The organism is Spirillospora sp. NPDC047418, assembly GCF_040643275.1.
GTDB lineage: Bacteria > Actinomycetota > Actinomycetes > Streptosporangiales > Streptosporangiaceae > Spirillospora.
The window spans coordinates 1-17,496 of sequence record NZ_JBEYTW010000143.1 but is presented as its reverse complement, the minus strand read 5'-3'; the positions used below and the strand labels follow the sequence as shown (position 1 = coordinate 17,496).

Here is a 17,496-nt window from a genome sequence, read left to right as displayed (position 1 = left end):
GCGTGTTGTTGTTATGAGCGCGTCAAAACAACAACACGCCGCAGATCAACGAGGGTGACCCGACCCGCGCGGCTAGGAGCCGGCCAGGTAGTCGTCCTTCAGTTGGGCCTTGTGGATCTTGCCTACCGGGGTCAGGGGGACCTCGGCGGTGATGACGAGCTGGCGGGGCACCTTGTAGTCGGCCAGGCGGTCGCGGCAGTAGGCGGTGAGCTCGTCGGCGGTGGGGGGCTCGGCGCCGGGGCGCGGGACGACGTAGAAGCGGCCGACCTCGCCGAGCACCTCGTCGGGGACGCCGATCCCGGCGGCCATCGCGACGCCCGGGTGGGCGGTCAGGACGTTCTCGATCTCGACCGGGTACACGTTGAAGCCGCCCTGGATGTACATCTCCTTCTTCCGGCCGCGCAGGACGAGGTGGCCGTCCGGCTCCATCTCGACCATGTCGCCGGTGGCGAGCCAGCCGCCCGGCAGGAAGACCTCCGCGGTCTCGCCGGGCATGTCCCAGTAGCCGGCGGTGACGCAGCCGCCGCGGATCTGCAGCTCACCGGTCTCGCCCGCGGGCAGGACGGCGCCGTCCGGGCCGGTCACGCGGGCCTCGAAGTCGCCGATGATCGCGCCGAGGGTGCGGGCGACGGTCTCGGGGGCGTCGTCGACCGGCGACAGCACGCACGCGCCGGACGACTCCGACAGGCCGTACAGGCCGTAGAGCGGCGCGCCGGGGAAGGCGCGGCGGATCGACTCCGCCAGCGCCGGTTCCACGTTGGAGCCGCCCGCCATGCACAGCCGCACGGACGAGACGTCGTGGTCGGCGAAGTCGTCGCGGCCGAGCATCAGCACGTACATCGTGGGGACGGCGCCGAGGAACGTCACCCGGTGCCGTTCGATGGCGCGGAGCGCGCCGTCCGGGGAGAAGGCGGGCAGCAGCGCCACCGATCCGCCGCTGACCAGCGCGGCCATGATCGTGCAGGTGATGCCGCCGACGTGGTTGAACGGGAGGTGCCCGAGGAGCACGTCGGCGTCGGTCATCGCGAAGTGGTCGGCCTGCGCCCGCGCCGACGCCAGGATGCTGCCGTGCGTGATCACCGCGCCCTTGGGGCGTCCGGTCGTCCCCGAGGTGTAGAGGATCATCAGCGGGTCGTCCGGGGCGACGGCGTCCCGTGCCTCCTGCAGCGCGGCCGGGTCGGCGGGTGCCGCGGCCAGTTCGTCGAAGGCCGCGCCGAAGAACAGGTAGTCGGTCACACCGGGCGCTTGAGGGCGGAACTTCTCGAAGAACGCCGCGAAGTCGAAACCCGGAATGGCGGGGGTGCTGATGACCATTCGCGCGCCGCTCTGGCCGAGCATGTACGACAGCTCTTGTTCGCGGTAGCGCACGTTGAGCGGGACGACGACGGCACCGATCCGCGCCGCGCCGAAAAAGGCGGCGAGCCATTGCGTCGTGTTGAGCCCGAGCAGGCCGATCCGGTCGCCGCGCCCGATTCCGCGCGCCAGCAGCCCGCCCGCGACACGGTCGGTCAGCTCGTCGAACTCGGCGAACGTGATCGTGCCGTCATCGTCGTACAGGAATGCCTTGTCGCGTGCCGCCGCGTCCTTCAGCGCCGCCCCGACCGTGTTCGCCCGCGCGTTCTCCCGCATATCCGCCCGCATGCCGCCTCCGCCTCCGCTTTGTGGCCCGTCCCGCCCCAACGATCACGCATCGGGCGCGTTCTGCCAATACCCGCGGCCGGGGCTCAGGCTTTGCGGCCGACGCCCGCGTAGAACCAGACGGGGAGCGCTTCCTCCACTGTGATGGACCGTTCCGGCCGCCACAGCGGCGCCCACACGAGTCCCGGGTCGAGCAGTTCGAAGTCGCCGAACAGGCCGGTCACCTGCTCCCGGGTGCGGGGCGTGCCGGGCGCGGACGTCCGCTTGTAGACCTCCACGACCTTGGCGACCACGTCGGGGACGCCGTCGGCGGAGGCGTGGGTCAGCACCAGGTGGCTGCCCGAGGGGAGCGCGTCGCGCAACTCGGCCATGATGCCCGGCGGGTCGTCCTCGTCCGGGATGAAGTGCAGGGTCGCGACGAGCAGCAGCGCGATCGGCCGGTCGAAGTCGAGCAGCCGCCGCACCTCGTCGTTGGCGAGGATGGCCTGGGGGTCGCGGACGTCGCCGACGATCATCCGGGTGCCCTCGGAGTCGGCGAGCAGCGCGCGGCCGTGCGCGACCACCTGCCCGTCGTAGTCGACGTAGGCGACGCGGGCCTTGGGATTCACGGCCTGCGCGATCTGGTGGACGTTCTGCTGCGTGGGCAGCCCGGTGCCGATGTCGAGGAACTGGTCGATGCCCTGCTCGGCGAGATACCGCACGGCGCGGCCGAGAAAGGCGCGGTTCTCCCTGATCAGGGTGACCAGCGTCGGATCGGCCTCGATCGCGGCCTCGGCGGCGGCGCGGTCGGCCGTGTAATGGTCCTTGCCGCCCAGGTAATAGTCGTACATCCGGGCGATATTCGGCACATTCGGGTCGAAACCACTCGGCTGCGGCGGGTCAGCTGCCACCATTTCTCCTCACAGCCGTGAGGGCGGGGGCTCACGACCCCTACAGGCTACGCGATCATGAACGCTTTTCGTGCTCGGCGGGCTCCGCCGGGATCTCGTCGAAGATGAGCCACGTCCGGGTCGCGCGGACGCCTTCGACCGCGTGAATGCGGGCCAGGACGACGTCGCGGAGCGAGGCGTTGTCCGGGGTCCGGACGAGCATGACGAGGTCGACGTCGCCGCCGACGAACGCCAGGTGCTCGACATGGGCCATCGTCCGCAGTTCGGCCGACACCTTGCGCCAGGAGTTCTGCTCGATGTTGACCAGCACGTACGCCGCCGTCCCAAGGCCGGCGCGGACCGGATCGACCTGCGCGGTGAACCCGGTGACGACGCCGTCGGCGATGAGCCGCTCCACCCGCGTGTAGGCGTTGGAGCGGGAGACGCTGACCTTCTCGGCGAGGGCGCGCATGGAGATGCGGCCGTCCGCGCGCAGCTCGCGGACGATCGCGCGATCGAGGTCGTCGAGAGGCGCCGCCGAACGTCCGTCATGTCCTGCGGGCGGCGGGGTATCAGGAGACAGATGGTCCATGAATGCTCCACTGCTTGGCCGTATGTCTTGGTTTTTGGCCGTCTATTGAGACCTATGGCCGATCTGGTTCATATTCCTAGCACCGATCGAGTGCGGAGGTGGAGGCGTATGGCGACGGGTCGGGTTGCGGCGGGCCGGAACGAGACCGGCCGGAGCGATGCGGGCCGGGTCGATGCGGGCCGGGTCGATGCGGGCCGGGTCGAGGCGCTGCTCCCCTCGGCGGAGCCCGTGCGGTTCCTGACCGACGGCGGCGCGGCGGTGCGCGGGAAGCAGCGGTACGCGGTGCCGGACGCGGAGCTGCTGCGCCGGGCGCACCGGGCGATGGTCGTCGGGCGGCGGTTCGACGCGCAGGCGACCGCGCTCACCAAGCAGGGCCGGCTGGCGGTGTACCCGTCCGGCCACGGGCAGGAGGCGTGCCAGATCGGCTCCGTGCTCGTCCTGGAGGACGGCGACTGGTTCTTCCCCACCTACCGGGAGTCGATGGCGCTGGTGTCGCGCGGCATCGACCCGGTCGAGGTGCTGTCGCTGCTGCGGGGCGACGCGCACTGCGGATACGACCCGCAGCTCCACCACACGGCGCCGCAGTGCACGCCGCTCGCGACGCAGACCGTCCACGCGGCGGGCCTCGCGTACGCGGAGCGGCGCAAGGGCACGGGACGGGTCGCGCTCGCCTGCGTGGGCGACGGCGCCACCAGCGAGGGCGACTTCCACGAGGCGCTCAATTTCGCCGCCGTCTTCAAGGCGCCGGTGGTGTTCTTCGTGCAGAACAACCAGTACGCCATTTCGGTGCCGCTGGAGCGGCAGACCGCCGCGCCGTCCCTCGCCTACAAGGGCATCGGTTACGGCGTGCGGTCCGAACAGGTGGACGGCAACGACCCGGTGGCCGTGCTGGCCGTCCTGTCGGCGGCCGTCGAGCACGCCCGCTCGGGCCATGGACCGTTCCTGGTCGAGGCCCACACCTACCGGCTGGACCCGCACACCAACGCCGACGACGCGTCCCGCTACCGGACGGACGCCGAGGCCGACGCATGGCGGAAACGCGACCCGATCGCCCGCCTGGAGGCGTACCTGCGCCGGCGCGGGCATCTCACCGACGAGGACGCCGCGGCGGCGTCCGCCGAGGCGGAGGAGTTCGCCGGACGCCTCCGCGAGCGGATGAACACCGACCCCGAACTCGTCCCGCTGGGGCTGTTCGAGCACGTCTACGGCACCCCCGACCCGCAGTTGGACGAGCAGCGGGCCCAGCTCCGCACCGAGATCGAGGCCGAGGAGGCGCTGTCATGACGACGATGGCCCAGGCGCTCAACACGGCGCTCCGCGAGGCGATGGACGAGGACGAGCGCGTCCTGATGTTCGGCGAGGACGTCGGCGCGCTCGGCGGCGTCTTCCGCATCACCGACGGACTGGCCGCCAAGTTCGGCGACGACCGCTGCTTCGACACCCCGCTCGCCGAGGCGGGCATCGTCGGGTTCGCGGTCGGCATGGCGATGGGCGGTTTCCGGCCCGTCGTGGAGATGCAGTTCGACGCGTTCGCCTACCCGGCCTTCGAGCAGATCGCCTCGCACGTCGCGAAGATGCGGAACCGCACGCGCGGCCAGGTGCGGCTCCCGCTCGTCATCCGCATTCCCTACGCGGGCGGGATCGGCGGCGTCGAGCACCACTGCGATTCCAGCGAGGCGTACTACGCGCACACCCCCGGCCTGAAGGTCGTCACCCCGGCGACGGTCGAGGACGCGTACTCCCTGCTGCGCGACGCGATCGAGGACCCCGACCCGGTCGTGTTCATGGAGCCGAAGAAGCTGTACTGGTCGAAGTCGGACATCGAGGTTCTGGAGCGGACCGGGCCGTTCGGCCGCGCCGCCGTCCGCCGCCCCGGCCGGGACGCGACGGTCGTCGCGTACGGGCCGAGCGTGCCGGTCGCGCTGGAGGCCGCGAGCGCCGCCACCGCCGAGGGCTGGGACCTGGAGGTCATCGACCTGCGCACGATCGTCCCGTTCGACGACGCGACCGTGGCCGCGTCCGTCCGGAAGACGGGCCGCTGCGTCGTCATCAGCGAGGCGGCCGGGTTCGCGGGCGTCGGCGCGGAGATCGCCGCCCGCGTCCAGGAGCGCTGCTTCCACAGCCTGGCGGCCCCGGTGCTGCGGGTGACCGGCTTCGACATCCCGTACCCGCCGCCGATGCTGGAGCACCACCACCTGCCGGGCGTCGACCGCATCCTGGACACCCTCGACCGCCTCCAACGCCACGACGAGCCCGACACCCGCTACCTGGGCGGTGCCGCATGAGCCCCACGGTCTTCAAGCTGCCCGACCTGGGCGAGGGCCTCACCGAGGCCGAGATCCTGGAGTGGAAGGTCTCCGTGGGCGACACCGTCGCGGTAGACCAGATCATCGTCGAGGTGGAGACCGCCAAGGCCGCCGTCGACGTCCCCATCCCGGTCGCCGGCACGGTGACCGAGGTCTACGCCAAGGCCGGCACGACCGTGGACGTCGGCTCGCCCCTGATCGCGGTGACCGCCGGAAACCGGGACGCGGCGGCGGAGCGGTACCGGGAGGAGGAGCGGGCCGGTTCCGGCAACGTGCTGGTCGGTTACGGGACGACCCAGACCGGGCGTTCCCGACGCCGCACCACTCGCCCAACTCCCCCGCAAGCCGCGCCCCCCGCGCAGGCCGCGCCCCCCGCGCAGGCCGCGCCCCCCGCGCAGGCCGCGTCGCCCGTGCAGAACGAATTGCCGGCTCGGGGTGAGGTGGCGCGGGTGATCTCGCCCGTGGTGCGGCGGCTGGCGAAGGAGAACGGGATCGACGTCGCGGCGCTCGCCCCGACCGGCCCCGGCGGTGTCATCCTGCGGCGGGACGTGGAGGAGGCGATCGCCGACGCCGCCCCGACCGGCACCACCCCGGCCCCCGGCCCGCGCCGCGAAGAGACCGACGTCGTGCGCGTCCCGCTCAAGGGCGTGCGGCGGACGATGGCGGAGAAGCTGTCGCGCAGCCGCCGCGAGATCCCGGACGCCACCACCTGGGTCGATGTGGACGCGACCCGCCTGGTCAAGCTCAAGAGCAAGATCGCGCGGGCCGACCCGGAGGCGCGCGTCGGGATGCTGGCGCTGCTCGCCGCCGTCTGCGTGACGGGCCTGCGCCGCTTCCCCGAGCTCAACGCCTATGTGGACACCGGGCGGCAGGAGATCGTCCAGCTGCCGCACGTCCACCTCGGGTTCGCGGCGCAGACCGACCGGGGCCTCGTCGTGCCGGTCGTCCGCGACGCGCACGCGATGACGCTGGCCGAACTGGCCGCCGCACTCAGGGAGCGGACGGAGGCGGCCCGCGAGGGACGCCTCTCGCCAAGCGATCTCACCGGCGGCACGTTCACGCTCAACAACTACGGCGTGTTCGGCGTGGACGGCTCGACCCCGATCATCAACCACCCCGAGGCGGCCATGCTCGGTGTCGGCCGGATCACCGAGAAGCCGTGGGCGCACAAGGGGAAGGTGAGGCTGCGCAAGGTGACGCAGCTGTCGTTCACCTTCGACCACCGGGTCTGCGACGGCGGCGTCGCCGGAGGTTTCCTGCGGTTCGTCGCCGACTGCGTGGAGCGTCCCGAAGTGCTGGTCACGCACCGCTAGGTTCCGCGCGGCGGCGCAGTCCGTCGAACGCGACCTTGCAGAGCGCGTCGGCGATCTCCCCTCCACTCGCGCCGCCGCGCGGCCGGTACCACTCGATCAGCGAGTTGACGAGCCCGAACAGCAGCCGCGCGGCGATGGCCGGGTCGACGTCGGGGCGGATGTCGCCGTCCGCCTCGGCCTCGGCGACCAGCCCGGACACCAGGTGGTCGAACTCGCGGCGGCGGGCCAGCGCCCGCTTCTCGACGGCGGTGTTGCCGCGCACCCGCAGCAGCAGCGTGACGAACGGCTGCTCCTCGACCAGGACCGCGACGCTGGCCCGGACGAGGTGCTCCAGCCGGTCGATCGCGCGCCCCCGCACGGCCGCGGTCTCCGCTGCGGCGGCGAACAGCCCGTCGAGGGCCCGGTCGACGGCGAGCTGCAGCAGCTCGTCCTTGCCGGAGACGTGGTGGTAGATCGCGGACTTGCCGATCCCGAGCCGCTTCGCCAGGTCGTCCATGCTGGTGCCGTCGTAGCCGCGCTCGTTGAACACCTTCACGGCGACGCGCAGCAGGGACTCCCGGTCGTAGCCGGGCCGCCCGCGCCGGTTCGGCCGCCCGCCATGCCCGCCGCCCGCAGTGCTCACGGCCGCCATTATCGCAGCGCGCGGGCCCGCCCAGCTCTTCTCCCGGGCCCCTTTCCCGGGTTAATATCTGACTGAACGGACGGTCAGTAATTCGAGGGAGGGCCGATGGCTCCGCTGCCCAGCTACACATCCGGCGCATGGCAGGTCCCGCCGGACGCGGGCGCGCCGCTCACCGACGCCGTCACCGGCGAGGAGGTGGCCCACATCTCCTCGTCCGGCATCGACATGGGCGCGGCGCTGGAGTACGGGCGCCGGATGGGCGGCCCCGCCCTGCGCGAGCTGACCTTCCACCAGCGCGCGGCACTGCTGAAGCAGCTCGGGCTTCACCTGCGCGAACACCGCGACGAGCTGTACGCGCTGTCGGCCCGCACGGGCGCGACCCTCGGCGACTCGAAGATCGACATCGACGGCGGCATCGGCGTCCTGCTGGCCTACGCGAGCAAGGGCAAGCGCGAACTGCCGAACGACACCGTCCTCGTCGACGGGGACGTGGAGCCGCTGAGCAAGGGCGGCACGTTCGCCGGACGGCACATCTGCACGCCGCTGCAGGGTGTCGCCGTGCAGATCAACGCGTTCAACTTCCCCGTCTGGGGCCCGCTGGAGAAGCTCGCGCCCGCGTTCCTCGCCGGCATGCCGAGCCTGATCAAGCCCGCACCGCAGACGGCGTACCTGTCCGCGCGGCTGGTCGAGCTGATCATCGAGTCGGGCATCCTGCCGGAGGGCACGCTCCAGTTCGTCTGCGGCGAGCCCGGCGACCTGCTCGACCACCTGACCGAGCAGGACGTCCTGGCCTTCACCGGGTCGGCCGCGACCGGGCGGCTGCTGCGCAAGCACCCGGTCGTGACGGGGCGGTCGGTCCGGTTCAACGCCGAGGCCGACTCGCTGAACTGCTCGATCCTCGGCCCGGACGCCCGCCCCGGGACGGCCGAGTTCGACCTGTTCGTCAAGCAGCTCGTCACCGAGATGACGGTGAAGGCGGGCCAGAAGTGCACGGCCATCCGCCGCGCGCTGGTGCCGTCCGGCCTGATGGACGACGTCGCGCGGGCGGCGAGCGAGCGGCTCGCGCGGGTGAAGATCGGCGACCCGTCCGACCCGGACGTCCGGATGGGCGCGCTCGCCACCCTCGACCAGCGCGACGAGGTCCGCCGGCAGCTGAAGAAGCTCCTGGACGCGGGCCGCGTCGTGTTCGGCGACCCCGACCGCGTCGAGGTCATCGGCGCCGACGCCGAGCGCGGCGCGTTCATGTCGCCGATCCTGCTGCGCGTGGACGACACCGACCGCGCCGAGCCGCACGAGGTGGAGGCGTTCGGCCCGGTCAGCACGCTGCTCCCCTACGACGGCGGCGCCGAGCAGGCCGTGGCGCTGGCGGCGCGCGGGCTGGGCAGCCTCGTCGGCTCGGTCGTCACCGCCGACCCCGAGTTCGCGCGCCGGGTCGTGCTCGGCGCCGCGCCCTGGCACGGGCGGCTGCTCGTCCTCAACGAGGAGGACGCGAAGGAGTCCGCCGGGCACGGCTCCCCGATGCCGGGCCTGGTCCACGGCGGCCCGGGACGCGCGGGCGGCGGCGAGGAGATGGGCGGCATCCGCGGGGTCATGCACCACATGCAGCGCACCGCCGTCCAGGCCGGGCCGTCGATGCTGTCGGCGATCACCGGGCGCTGGACGCCGGGCACGTCCCGCACCGAGACCGACGTCCACCCGTTCCGCAAGCACCTCGAAGACCTGCGGATCGGCGACACCGTCGTGGCCGGCCCCCGCACCGTCACCCTCGCCGACATCGAGCACTTCGCCGAGTTCACCGGCGACACCTTCTACGCGCACATGGACGAGGAGGCCGCCAAGGCGAACCCGTTCTTCGGCGGCCGGGTCGCGCACGGATACCTCGTCGTCTCGTTCGCGGCGGGCCTGTTCGTGTCGCCCGAGCCCGGTCCCGTCCTCGCGAACTACGGGCTGGAGAACCTGCGGTTCCTCGCCCCGACGTTCCCCGGCGACGAACTGACGGTGAAGCTCACCGCCAAGCAGATCACCCCGCGCGAGAACGCCGCCTACGGCGAGGTCCGCTGGGACACCGAGGTCACCCGGCAGGACGGCGCCGCCGTCGCGACGTACGACGTCCTGACCCTCGTGGCCAAGCGGGAGGCGTCATGACCCAGGAGACACGGGCGCAGGAGACGCAGGCGCAGGAGGCACGGGCGCAGGAGCACTTCGAGCGGACGATCGGCCGCGACCAGCGGATCGAGCCGCGCGACTGGATGCCCGACCGGTACCGGGCCACGATGATCCGGCAGATCGCGCAGCACGCGCACTCGGAGATCATCGGGATGCAGCCGGAGGGCCTGTGGATCACCCGCGCGCCGTCGCTGCGCCGCAAGGCGATCCTGCTGGCCAAGGTGCAGGACGAGGCGGGCCACGGCCTGTACCTGTACTCGGCGGCGGAGACGCTCGGCGCCGACCGGTCCGACCTGACCGGCAAGCTGATCTCCGGGAGGCAGAAGTACTCGTCGATCTTCAACTACCCGACGACGACGTTCGCGGACGTCGGCGTGATCGGCTGGCTGGTGGACGGCGCCGCGATCTGCAACCAGGTGCCGCTGTGCCGCAGCTCCTACGGCCCCTACGCCCGCGCGATGATCCGGATCTGCAAGGAGGAGTCGTTCCACCAGCGGCAGGGCTACGAGCTGCTGATGACGCTCATGCGCGGCACGCGGGCCCAGCGGGAGATGGTGCAGGACGCCGTGAACCGCTGGTGGTGGCCGTCGCTGATGATGTTCGGCCCGCCGGACGCCGACTCCACGCACACCGCGCAGTCGATGGCCTGGAAGATCAAGCGGCACACCAACGACGAGCTGCGGCAGCGGTTCGTGGACATGACCGTCCCGCAGGCGGAGGCGCTCGGCGTCACGCTCCCCGACCCGGACCTGCGCTGGAACGCCGAGCGCGGCCGGCACGACTTCGGCGAGATCGACTGGTCGGAGCTGAAACGGGTGATCAGCGGCGACGGCCCCTGCAACGCCGAGCGGGTCGAGCGGCGCCGCAAGGCCCACGAGGACGGCGCCTGGGTCCGCGAGGCCGCCGCCGCGTACGCCGCCAAGCGAGTGGAGAGGGAGGTGGCGTGATGGAGAAGGACTGGCCGCTCTACGAGGTGTTCGTCCGCGGCAAGCGGGGCCTGAACCACGTGCACGTCGGCTCGCTGCGCGCCCCCGACGCCGAGATGGCGCTGCGCAACGCCCGCGACGTCTACACGCGGCGGAACGAGGGCGTCAGCATCTGGGTGGTGAAATCGGAGGACATCACCGCGTCCAGCCCGGACGAGAAGGACCCGTTCTTCGCCCCCAGCGGGGACAAGGTCTACCGGCACCCGACGTTCTATGACATCCCCGAGAACGTCCCCCATATGTGAGGCTCCCGATGCCGTCTGACAACCCGTCGTCCGACAACCCGTTCGAGGCGCTCTCCGAGCAGAGCGACGACGCCCGCTGGGCGTTCGGCACCGGCTTCGACGACCCGCTCGCCGGGATCGACCCGTCCGTCCCGGACGGCGTCGACCGCGACGCGCTGGCCGCGTACTGCCTGATGCTCGGCGACGACGCGCTCGTCATGTCGCACCGCCTCCAGGAATGGTGCACGCACGCGCCCGAACTGGAGGAGGAGGTCGCGCTCGCCAACATCGCGCTCGACCTGCTCGGCCAGGCCCGGCTGCTGCTGGCCCGCGCCGGCGTCGCCGAGGACAAGGGCCGCGGCGAGGACGACCTCGCCTACTTCCGGGACGCCTCCGACTTCCGCAACGTCGGGCTGGCCGAGGTGGACAACGGCGACTTCGCGGACTCGACCGTCCGGCTGCTGCTGTTCGCGACGTGGCGGCTGGCGCTGCTGGACCACCTCACCACGTCCCGCGACCCCGTCCTGGCCGCGATCGCCGCGAAGGGCGTCAAGGAGGTCGCCTACCACCGCGACCACGCCGCGCTGTGGACGATCAGGCTCGGCGACGGCACCGACCTGTCCCACGAGCGCGCGCAGCGGGCGCTGGACGACCTGTGGCCGCAGACCGGCGAGCTGTTCACCACGCACGAGGTGGAGCGCCGGCTGGCCGACACCGGTGTCGCGGTCGACCCGGCCGACGTCCGGGAGGAGTTCGACGCCGTCCTCGACGAGGTGCTGTCGCGGGCGACCCTGCGCCGCCCCGAGCCCGTCCCGGCCCACGTGGCCGGACGGGACGGCGCGCACTCGCCCGCGCTGGCCGGTCTCCTCATCGAGATGCAGAGCCTCGCCCGCGAGCATCCGGGGGCGACATGGTGAGCGCCCGGACGATCGCCGAGACGGTCACCGACCCCGAGCTGCCGATGCTCACGCTGGCCGAGCTGGGCGTCCTGCGCGACGTCACGGAGGACACCGGCCGCGTCGAGGTGACGATCACCCCGACCTACACCGGCTGCCCGGCCCTGGACACGATGCGCGCCGACCTGCGGCACCGGCTCGCCGACGCCGGATACGCCGACGTCAGCGTCCGCACGGTCCTGGACCCGCCGTGGACGACCGACTGGATCAGCGACGCGGGCCGCCGCAAGCTGCACGAGGCCGGGATCGCGCCGCCCGGCCCGGTGCCCCGTCGCCCGTCCGGCCCGATCCCCCTCACCCTCGGCCCGACCAGGCGCGTCCAGTGCCCCCGCTGCGGCTCCGCCGACACGGTCGAGCTGTCCCGGTTCGGCGCGACCGCCTGCAAGTCGCTGCGCCGCTGCGCCGCCTGCCGCGAGCCGTTCGAGCACTTCAAGGAGATCTGAGTGACGCTCACCGAGGTCGCCCCGCGCCGCGCCGGGTTCCACGCGCTGCGCGTCGCGGGCGTCGAGCGCCTGTGCGACGACGCGGCGGCGGTCACCTTCGACGTGCCGGCGGACCTCGCCGACGCGTACGCGTTCCGCCCCGGCCAGTTCCTCACGCTCCGCCGCACGATCGGCGGCCGGGAGGAGCGCCGCTCCTACTCGATCTGCGCGCCCGCCGGGGCCGCGCCGCGCATCGGCGTCCGCGAGATCCCGGACGGCCTGTTCTCGTCCTGGCTGGTCCACGACGTGCGGCCGGGCGACGTGATCGAGGTCCTGCCGCCGTCCGGCACGTTCACCCTCGGCACCACGGCCACCCTCGGCACCACCGCGGCGCACCACGTCCTCATCGCCGCCGGTTCGGGGATCACCCCGGTCCTCTCCATCGCCGCGTCCGCGCTCGCCGATCCCGGCGCCCGCGTCACCGTCCTGTACGGGAACCGGCGCAGCGGCACGGTCATGTTCGCCGACGAACTCGCCGACCTGAAGGACGCGCACCCGGACCGCTTCGAACTCGTGCACGTCCTCTCCCAGGAACCGCGCGAGGCGGAACTGTTCAGCGGACGTCTGGACGCCGACCGGCTCCGCACGCTCCTGCCCCTCCTCGTCCCCGTCGCCGACGTCGGCCACTGGTGGCTGTGCGGTCCGTTCGGCATGGTCACCGACGCCCGCGACGTCCTGGAGGGGTTCGGCGTGCCGCGCGACCGCGTCCATCAGGAGTTGTTCTTCGTGGACGAGGCCCCGCCCGAGCCGAACCGCAAGCAGCCGGCCCCGACCGGCCCGGCGTGCGAGGTCACGGTCATCCTGGACGGCCGCTCCACGGCCCTGACCCAGCCCGAGGACGCGCGGATCCTGGACTCCGCCCAGCGCGTCCGCCCCGACCTCCCCTTCGCCTGCAAGGGCGGCGTCTGCGGCACCTGCCGCGCGCGGGTCGTCGAAGGCGAGGCCGACATGCACCGCAACTTCGCCCTCGACCCGGCCGAGGTCGACGCCGGCTACATCCTCACCTGCCAGTCGACCCCGGCCACCCCGCACGTCACCGTCGACTACGACTCCTGACAGAACCCTGCGCCGACCTGCTATTACGGTGCATTCTTGGACGTTCACGCCACTTGTGAGGAGCGTCCCCGATGCCCATCAGCCTGGACAAGGTGCAGTCGACCGCGCCCGGCCTCGTCAGCCTCTACAAGGCCGCCAAGGTCAACCTCGACAAGCGCGGGCTCGGCGGGGAGCGCGCCGCCGTCTACCTCGTCCTCGACCGGTCGGGGTCGATGCGCCGGTACTACAAGGACGGCACCGTCCAGCACCTGGCCGAGCAGGCGCTCGCGCTCGCCGCGCACCTGGACGACGACGGCGTCGTCCCCGTCCTGTTCTTCGACAAGATCGCGCACCCGGTGGTGGAGGTGAGCCTCACCCGGTACCAGGGCCGGATCAACGAGGAGCACGACCGGCTCGGGCACATGGGGACGACGAACTACGCCGCCGCCATGCAGGCGGTCATCGACCACTACCAGGCCACCGCCCCTACCGCCCCCGCGTACGTCATCTTCCAGACGGACGGGTCGCCCGACTCCCGGACGGCCGCCGAGAAGACCCTCTGCGACGCGTCCACGCTCCCGATCTTCTGGCAGTTCGTCGGGTTCGGCGACGACGAGTTCAAATTCCTCCGCAAGCTGGACGACCTGCCCGTCCCGCGCAAGCGCGCCATCGACAACGCCGACTTCTTCCCGGCCGGCCCGGAGCCGAAGGGCATCGCCGACGACGACCTCTACGCGCGGCTGATGAACGAGTTCCCATCGTGGCTCACCGAGGCCCGCGCCGCCGGCATCCTCCGCTGACCTGCCGCGCGGCGCGGGGCCGGGGCGGCTATGCGGGGGCGCAGACCAGGTCGCGGGCGGGGAGGCGGCCGGTCAGCAGGTAGTCGTTGACGGTGTCGGCCACGCACCTGTTCGGATAGCCGCGCTGGTAGGGGGCGTGGACGTCGGCGTCCAAGGTGATCATCCGGCTGCCGCGCAGCATCCGGTGCACGACCTCGTTGCGCTCGTAGACCGTCCGGGTGTCGCCGGTCGCCGCCACCATCAGCGCGGGGAGCGCGCCGACGGTCCGAACCGGCGGCTCTGCGGGACGGGCCGGCCAGGACGCGCACGGACCGATGTTGTGGCTGACCGGCCCGAACACCGGCGCGGCACGGCGGCTGCGCTGGACGTCGCGCCAGTAGCCCGCCGGGTCGCGGGGTGCGGCCCCGTCCCCGCAGATGATCGCGGCCTGGCCGCTTCCGTACACTCCGTCGACCCCGGTCAGCAGGTAGGCGAGCTGCTCGTCCAGTTCCGGGGTCGGCCGCGCGGGACGGCCGGCCGCCGCCGCGGCCAGGACCCGGACCGACGCGGCGAGGGTCGCACGCGCCGCGTCCTCGTCGGTGTCGATGCCGGTGAACAGGACGACGGGCACCATCGTGTCGTCGAGCCGGTACCGCCCGACCGCCAGAGGCGCGCGGGCGGACGCCTTGAGAACCCGGTGCACGGTGCCCATCACCTCGGCGCGAGTGCCGCCGAGACCGTACTCGGCGTTGCGCCGCGCCGTCCACGCCGCCCAGTGGCCGAGGACGCGCTCGTTCGCGCCCTCAGTCCCCACGAGCGTGCGCGGACCCCAGCTGAACAGGTCCTGGGAGCTGTCCAGGACGACCCGGTCGAGGCGGCCCGGGAACATCGACGCGTAGACCTGCCCGAGGTAGGTGCCGTAGGACGCGCCGTTGTAGGACACCTTCCGCTCGCCCAGCGCGCTCCGGACCACGTCCATGTCGCGGGCGATGTTGCGGGTGCTGATGTGCTGCAGGAGGGCGCGGTCCGTCCGCGCGCACCGGGCCGCAAGGTCCTTGGCGAAGGTGACCGCACGGTCGTAGGAGCGGTGCGTGAGACCGGCCCCCTTGATCCAGGTGCCGGCGGGCCAGCCGCAGTCGACCGGGGTACTGCGGCCGAGGGCGCGCGGGTCCATCCCCACGAGGTCGTAGCGCGGTCCCGCCGCGCCCATGATGCCGCGCATGTACGGCGGCATGTCCAGGGCGGGGCCGGGGCCGCCGCCGTTGAGGACCATCGTCCCGATCCGGGGGCCGGACGCCGCGAGGCGCGAGATCGCGACGGTGATGGTGCGGCCGTCCGGGCGGGCGTAGTCGAGCGGGACGGTCACGTCGGCGCAGCGCGCACCGGCCTGGTCGAGGTCCGCGCCGATGTCGTCGTCCGGGCCGAGCGTGCACGGTTCCCAGTGGAGCCGCTGCTGGTAGAAGCGGTGCAGCGGGTCCGGGGCCGCGCCGGCCGGGACGACCGCCGTCAGGGCGAGCGTCGCCACCGCCGCCGCGGCGGCCGCGGTCCAGCGGATCATCCTCATCGCCCCACCTCGCAGAGGGCACGTCTGCAGATCTGTCTCATCCTGGTCATACACCCCGACGCTAAGCACGCCCGCCCGGCGGCGCACTGGGGTGATCACCCGGAGCGATGGTGGGGCAGCCCCCCGATGGCCCGGGCGGGTTCCGGTCATCGGGACAGGGGTTGGCCGGACGTCCCCACCCGCTTACGATCACCGCACCCATTCCCGCCTCCACGGCGGTGCCGATCGGGCCAGGCGCGGGCCCTCGACAGGGGTCGTTCGCGTGCGCGGGCGCCGCTGAGAGGAAGACCATGGACCAGACCGCTGACTATGTCGTGGTGGGGGCCGGGAGCGCGGGATGCGTGCTGGCGCGGCGACTGGCCGATTCGGGGGCCAGCGTGGTCCTGGTGGAGGCGGGCGGCCCGGACCGGACGCCGCTGGTCCGCAAGCCGGGGCTGATCGCCGTCTTCCACAACGTCCCGCAGCTGAAGAAGAAGCTGGACTGGGGCTTTTACAGCGCGCCGCAGAAGCACGCGCTCGACCGGAAGATCCCGCAGACGCGCGGGAAGGTCCTCGGCGGCTCCGGGTCGATCAACGGGATGCTGTTCGTGCGGGGGCACCGCAGGAACTACGACGACTGGGCGGCGGACGGCTGCGACGGCTGGGGCTACGACGACGTCCTCGCCAGCTACAAGCGCATGGAGAACTGGGAGGACGGCGCCAGTGAGCTGCGCGGCGCCGGCGGCCCGATCCAGGTGACCCGGCAGCGCGACCTGACGCCCGCCTCGGAGGCGTTCATCGAGGCGCTGATCGCGACGGCCGGGGTGAAGCGCAACGACGACTACAACGGCGAGGAGCAGGAGGGTGCGGGCATCTTCCAGCAGAGCGTCGACAAGGGCCTGCGCTACAGCTCGTCCGTCGGCTACCTGGACGACCACGGGCTCGCGAACCTGACCGTGCTGACCGGCGCCACCGTCGGCCGCGTCGTGATCGACAAGGGCCGCGCGACCGGCGTCGAGGTCGTCACGAAGAAGGGGACCGGGACGATCCGGGCCACCAAGGAAGTGGTGCTGGCGGCGGGCGCGTTCGGTTCGCCGCAGCTGCTGATGCTGTCGGGTGTCGGCCCCGCCGCGCACCTGCGGGAGCACGGCATCGAGGTGCACGCCGACCTGCCCGTCGGCGACAACCTGCACGACCACATGTTCGTGCCGATGACGTTCGTCATGGACACGGCCCGCCACAAGGGCACCGCGCCCTACTTCGGGCGCGGCGTCGCCAAGGAGTGGACCAAGGGCGGGACGTGGGTGGCCCGCAGCGTGTTCGAGGCGGTCGGGTTCGTCCGCAGCGGGCAGGCCGGCGACATCCCCGACCTGCAGATCCACGCGCTGCCGTGGTCGTACCCGTTCCCGAACCAGGACGCCCCGGTGCGGCACAAGGTCGACAAGCGGCCCGCGCTGACGATCATGCCGACGCTGATCTACCCGAAGAGCCGCGGCACCGTCCGGCTCGCCTCGGCGGACCCGGCGGCCGCGCCGGTGATCGACCCCGGCTACCTGTCCGAGCCCGACGACGCCCGGCTGCTGCTGGACGGCATCGAACTCGTCCGCGAGGTCATGGCGAACAAGGCCATCGCCGGGGACGTCAAGACGGAGCTGTCCCCCGGCCCCGCCTACCCGGACCGCGCCGCGATGGCGAAGGAGCTGCCGAACCGCGCGACGACCGTCTACCACCCCGTCGGCAGCTGCCGGATGGGCGCGGACGAGCGCGCCGTCGTCGACCCGGCGCTGCGCGTGCGCGGCATCGAGGGCCTGCGGGTCGCGGACGCCTCGATCATGCCGAGCATCATCGGCGGCAACACCAACGCGCCGAGCATGATGATCGGCGAACACGCGGCAACCCTGATCCTCGACACCTGACCACCCCGACTTCCGTTGACCTGCGGCGTGTTGTTGTTATGAGCGGCCGTATAACAACAACACGCCGCA

Annotated in this window: 16 protein-coding genes; 11 read left to right on the top strand and 5 right to left on the bottom strand. The window is 72.3% G+C overall.

The window, feature by feature from the left end:
- Positions 1-72: 72 nt before the first annotated feature.
- The 3 genes from ABZ806_RS42800 to ABZ806_RS42790 all read right to left on the bottom strand — a co-directional run bounded on the left by ABZ806_RS42800 (position 73) and on the right by ABZ806_RS42790 (position 3,099).
- Positions 73-1,641, bottom strand: coding sequence for a class I adenylate-forming enzyme family protein (locus ABZ806_RS42800; RefSeq protein ID WP_500225170.1), 1,569 nt, complete (start codon positions 1,639-1,641; stop codon positions 73-75).
- 83 nt (positions 1,642-1,724) lie between these two features.
- A complete protein-coding gene (locus ABZ806_RS42795) occupies positions 1,725-2,531 on the bottom strand; it encodes an SAM-dependent methyltransferase (protein ID WP_500225166.1) in 807 nt (268 codons plus the stop codon).
- 52 nt (positions 2,532-2,583) lie between these two features.
- A complete protein-coding gene (locus ABZ806_RS42790; protein WP_500225159.1) occupies positions 2,584-3,099 on the bottom strand; it encodes an Lrp/AsnC family transcriptional regulator in 516 nt (171 codons plus the stop codon).
- Between the two features lie 108 nt (positions 3,100-3,207).
- Between ABZ806_RS42790 and pdhA the strand changes: the two genes are divergently transcribed.
- Genes pdhA through ABZ806_RS42775 form a run of 3 tightly spaced genes read left to right on the top strand, consistent with a single transcriptional unit; the run spans position 3,208 to position 6,718 of the window.
- Entirely contained in the window at positions 3,208-4,383 is a 1,176-nt protein-coding gene (pdhA, locus tag ABZ806_RS42785) for a pyruvate dehydrogenase (acetyl-transferring) E1 component subunit alpha (RefSeq protein ID WP_500225155.1), read from the top strand.
- The gene (locus ABZ806_RS42780; RefSeq protein WP_500225151.1) at positions 4,380-5,384 is read left to right on the top strand and encodes an alpha-ketoacid dehydrogenase subunit beta; all 1,005 of its coding nucleotides are present in this window, start codon (positions 4,380-4,382) and stop codon (positions 5,382-5,384) included. Before pdhA ends, ABZ806_RS42780 begins: the two co-directional genes overlap by 4 nt.
- A complete protein-coding gene (locus ABZ806_RS42775) occupies positions 5,381-6,718 on the top strand; it encodes a dihydrolipoamide acetyltransferase family protein (protein ID WP_500225148.1) in 1,338 nt (445 codons plus the stop codon). Before ABZ806_RS42780 ends, ABZ806_RS42775 begins: the two co-directional genes overlap by 4 nt.
- Here the strand turns inward: ABZ806_RS42775 and ABZ806_RS42770 are convergent.
- On the bottom strand, positions 6,705-7,349 hold the full coding sequence (locus tag ABZ806_RS42770) for a TetR/AcrR family transcriptional regulator (protein ID WP_500225143.1): 645 nt from the start codon (positions 7,347-7,349) through the stop codon (positions 6,705-6,707). The two genes, ABZ806_RS42775 and ABZ806_RS42770, sit on opposite strands and share 14 nt — an antisense overlap.
- A 96-nt stretch (positions 7,350-7,445) precedes the next feature.
- Here ABZ806_RS42770 and paaZ point away from each other — a divergent pair, with 96 nt between their 5' ends.
- The 7 genes from paaZ (at position 7,446) to ABZ806_RS42735 (ending at position 13,989) form a co-directional block, all read left to right on the top strand.
- Complete coding sequence (gene paaZ, locus ABZ806_RS42765; RefSeq protein WP_500225137.1) at positions 7,446-9,485, top strand: phenylacetic acid degradation bifunctional protein PaaZ; 2,040 nt, start codon at positions 7,446-7,448, stop codon at positions 9,483-9,485.
- Entirely contained in the window at positions 9,482-10,453 is a 972-nt protein-coding gene (gene paaA / locus ABZ806_RS42760; RefSeq protein ID WP_500225130.1) for a 1,2-phenylacetyl-CoA epoxidase subunit PaaA, read from the top strand. The genes paaZ and paaA overlap by 4 nt, the downstream gene beginning before the upstream one ends.
- Positions 10,453-10,737 carry a 1,2-phenylacetyl-CoA epoxidase subunit PaaB gene (gene paaB, locus ABZ806_RS42755; protein ID WP_500225126.1) on the top strand — a complete coding sequence of 95 codons (285 nt, stop codon included), beginning with the start codon at positions 10,453-10,455 and terminating at the stop codon, positions 10,735-10,737. Before paaA ends, paaB begins: the two co-directional genes overlap by 1 nt.
- Positions 10,738-10,745: 8 nt before the next feature.
- A complete protein-coding gene (gene paaC, locus ABZ806_RS42750; protein ID WP_500225123.1) occupies positions 10,746-11,633 on the top strand; it encodes a 1,2-phenylacetyl-CoA epoxidase subunit PaaC in 888 nt (295 codons plus the stop codon).
- Positions 11,627-12,115 (top strand): 1,2-phenylacetyl-CoA epoxidase subunit PaaD, encoded by a 489-nt coding sequence (gene paaD / locus ABZ806_RS42745; protein ID WP_500225119.1) that lies wholly within the window; start codon positions 11,627-11,629, stop codon positions 12,113-12,115. The genes paaC and paaD overlap by 7 nt, the downstream gene beginning before the upstream one ends.
- Positions 12,116-13,210 (top strand): 1,2-phenylacetyl-CoA epoxidase subunit PaaE, encoded by a 1,095-nt coding sequence (gene paaE / locus ABZ806_RS42740; protein WP_500225115.1) that lies wholly within the window; start codon positions 12,116-12,118, stop codon positions 13,208-13,210. It begins immediately after the preceding gene.
- Positions 13,211-13,281: 71 nt separating this feature from the next.
- On the top strand, positions 13,282-13,989 hold the full coding sequence (locus ABZ806_RS42735) for a VWA domain-containing protein (RefSeq protein ID WP_500225110.1): 708 nt from the start codon (positions 13,282-13,284) through the stop codon (positions 13,987-13,989).
- Between the two features lie 28 nt (positions 13,990-14,017).
- Here the strand turns inward: ABZ806_RS42735 and ABZ806_RS42730 are convergent, their stop codons facing one another.
- The gene (locus ABZ806_RS42730; RefSeq protein ID WP_500225104.1) at positions 14,018-15,532 is read right to left on the bottom strand and encodes an alpha/beta hydrolase; all 1,515 of its coding nucleotides are present in this window, start codon (positions 15,530-15,532) and stop codon (positions 14,018-14,020) included.
- A gap of 290 nt (positions 15,533-15,822) precedes the next feature.
- Here ABZ806_RS42730 and ABZ806_RS42725 point away from each other — a divergent pair, with 290 nt between their 5' ends.
- Positions 15,823-17,427, top strand: coding sequence for a GMC family oxidoreductase (locus ABZ806_RS42725; protein ID WP_500225097.1), 1,605 nt, complete (start codon positions 15,823-15,825; stop codon positions 17,425-17,427).
- The last annotated feature ends 69 nt before the right edge of the window (positions 17,428-17,496 follow it).

Coding starts and splice junctions, on each gene's coding strand:
- ABZ806_RS42780 (WP_500225151.1), top strand. CDS start 4,380: ATGACGACGATGGCCCAGGCGCTCAACACGGCGCTCCGCGAGGCGATG.
- ABZ806_RS42790 (WP_500225159.1), bottom strand. CDS start 3,099: ATGGACCATCTGTCTCCTGATACCCCGCCGCCCGCAGGACATGACGGA.
- ABZ806_RS42735 (WP_500225110.1), top strand. CDS start 13,282: ATGCCCATCAGCCTGGACAAGGTGCAGTCGACCGCGCCCGGCCTCGTC.
- paaD (WP_500225119.1), top strand. CDS start 11,627: ATGGTGAGCGCCCGGACGATCGCCGAGACGGTCACCGACCCCGAGCTG.
- paaA (WP_500225130.1), top strand. CDS start 9,482: ATGACCCAGGAGACACGGGCGCAGGAGACGCAGGCGCAGGAGGCACGG.
- paaB (WP_500225126.1), top strand. CDS start 10,453: ATGGAGAAGGACTGGCCGCTCTACGAGGTGTTCGTCCGCGGCAAGCGG.
- pdhA (WP_500225155.1), top strand. CDS start 3,208: ATGGCGACGGGTCGGGTTGCGGCGGGCCGGAACGAGACCGGCCGGAGC.
- ABZ806_RS42795 (WP_500225166.1), bottom strand. CDS start 2,531: ATGGTGGCAGCTGACCCGCCGCAGCCGAGTGGTTTCGACCCGAATGTG.
- ABZ806_RS42770 (WP_500225143.1), bottom strand. CDS start 7,349: ATGGCGGCCGTGAGCACTGCGGGCGGCGGGCATGGCGGGCGGCCGAAC.
- ABZ806_RS42775 (WP_500225148.1), top strand. CDS start 5,381: ATGAGCCCCACGGTCTTCAAGCTGCCCGACCTGGGCGAGGGCCTCACC.
- ABZ806_RS42730 (WP_500225104.1), bottom strand. CDS start 15,532: ATGAGGATGATCCGCTGGACCGCGGCCGCCGCGGCGGCGGTGGCGACG.
- paaZ (WP_500225137.1), top strand. CDS start 7,446: ATGGCTCCGCTGCCCAGCTACACATCCGGCGCATGGCAGGTCCCGCCG.
- ABZ806_RS42800 (WP_500225170.1), bottom strand. CDS start 1,641: ATGCGGGCGGATATGCGGGAGAACGCGCGGGCGAACACGGTCGGGGCG.
- paaC (WP_500225123.1), top strand. CDS start 10,746: ATGCCGTCTGACAACCCGTCGTCCGACAACCCGTTCGAGGCGCTCTCC.
- ABZ806_RS42725 (WP_500225097.1), top strand. CDS start 15,823: ATGGACCAGACCGCTGACTATGTCGTGGTGGGGGCCGGGAGCGCGGGA.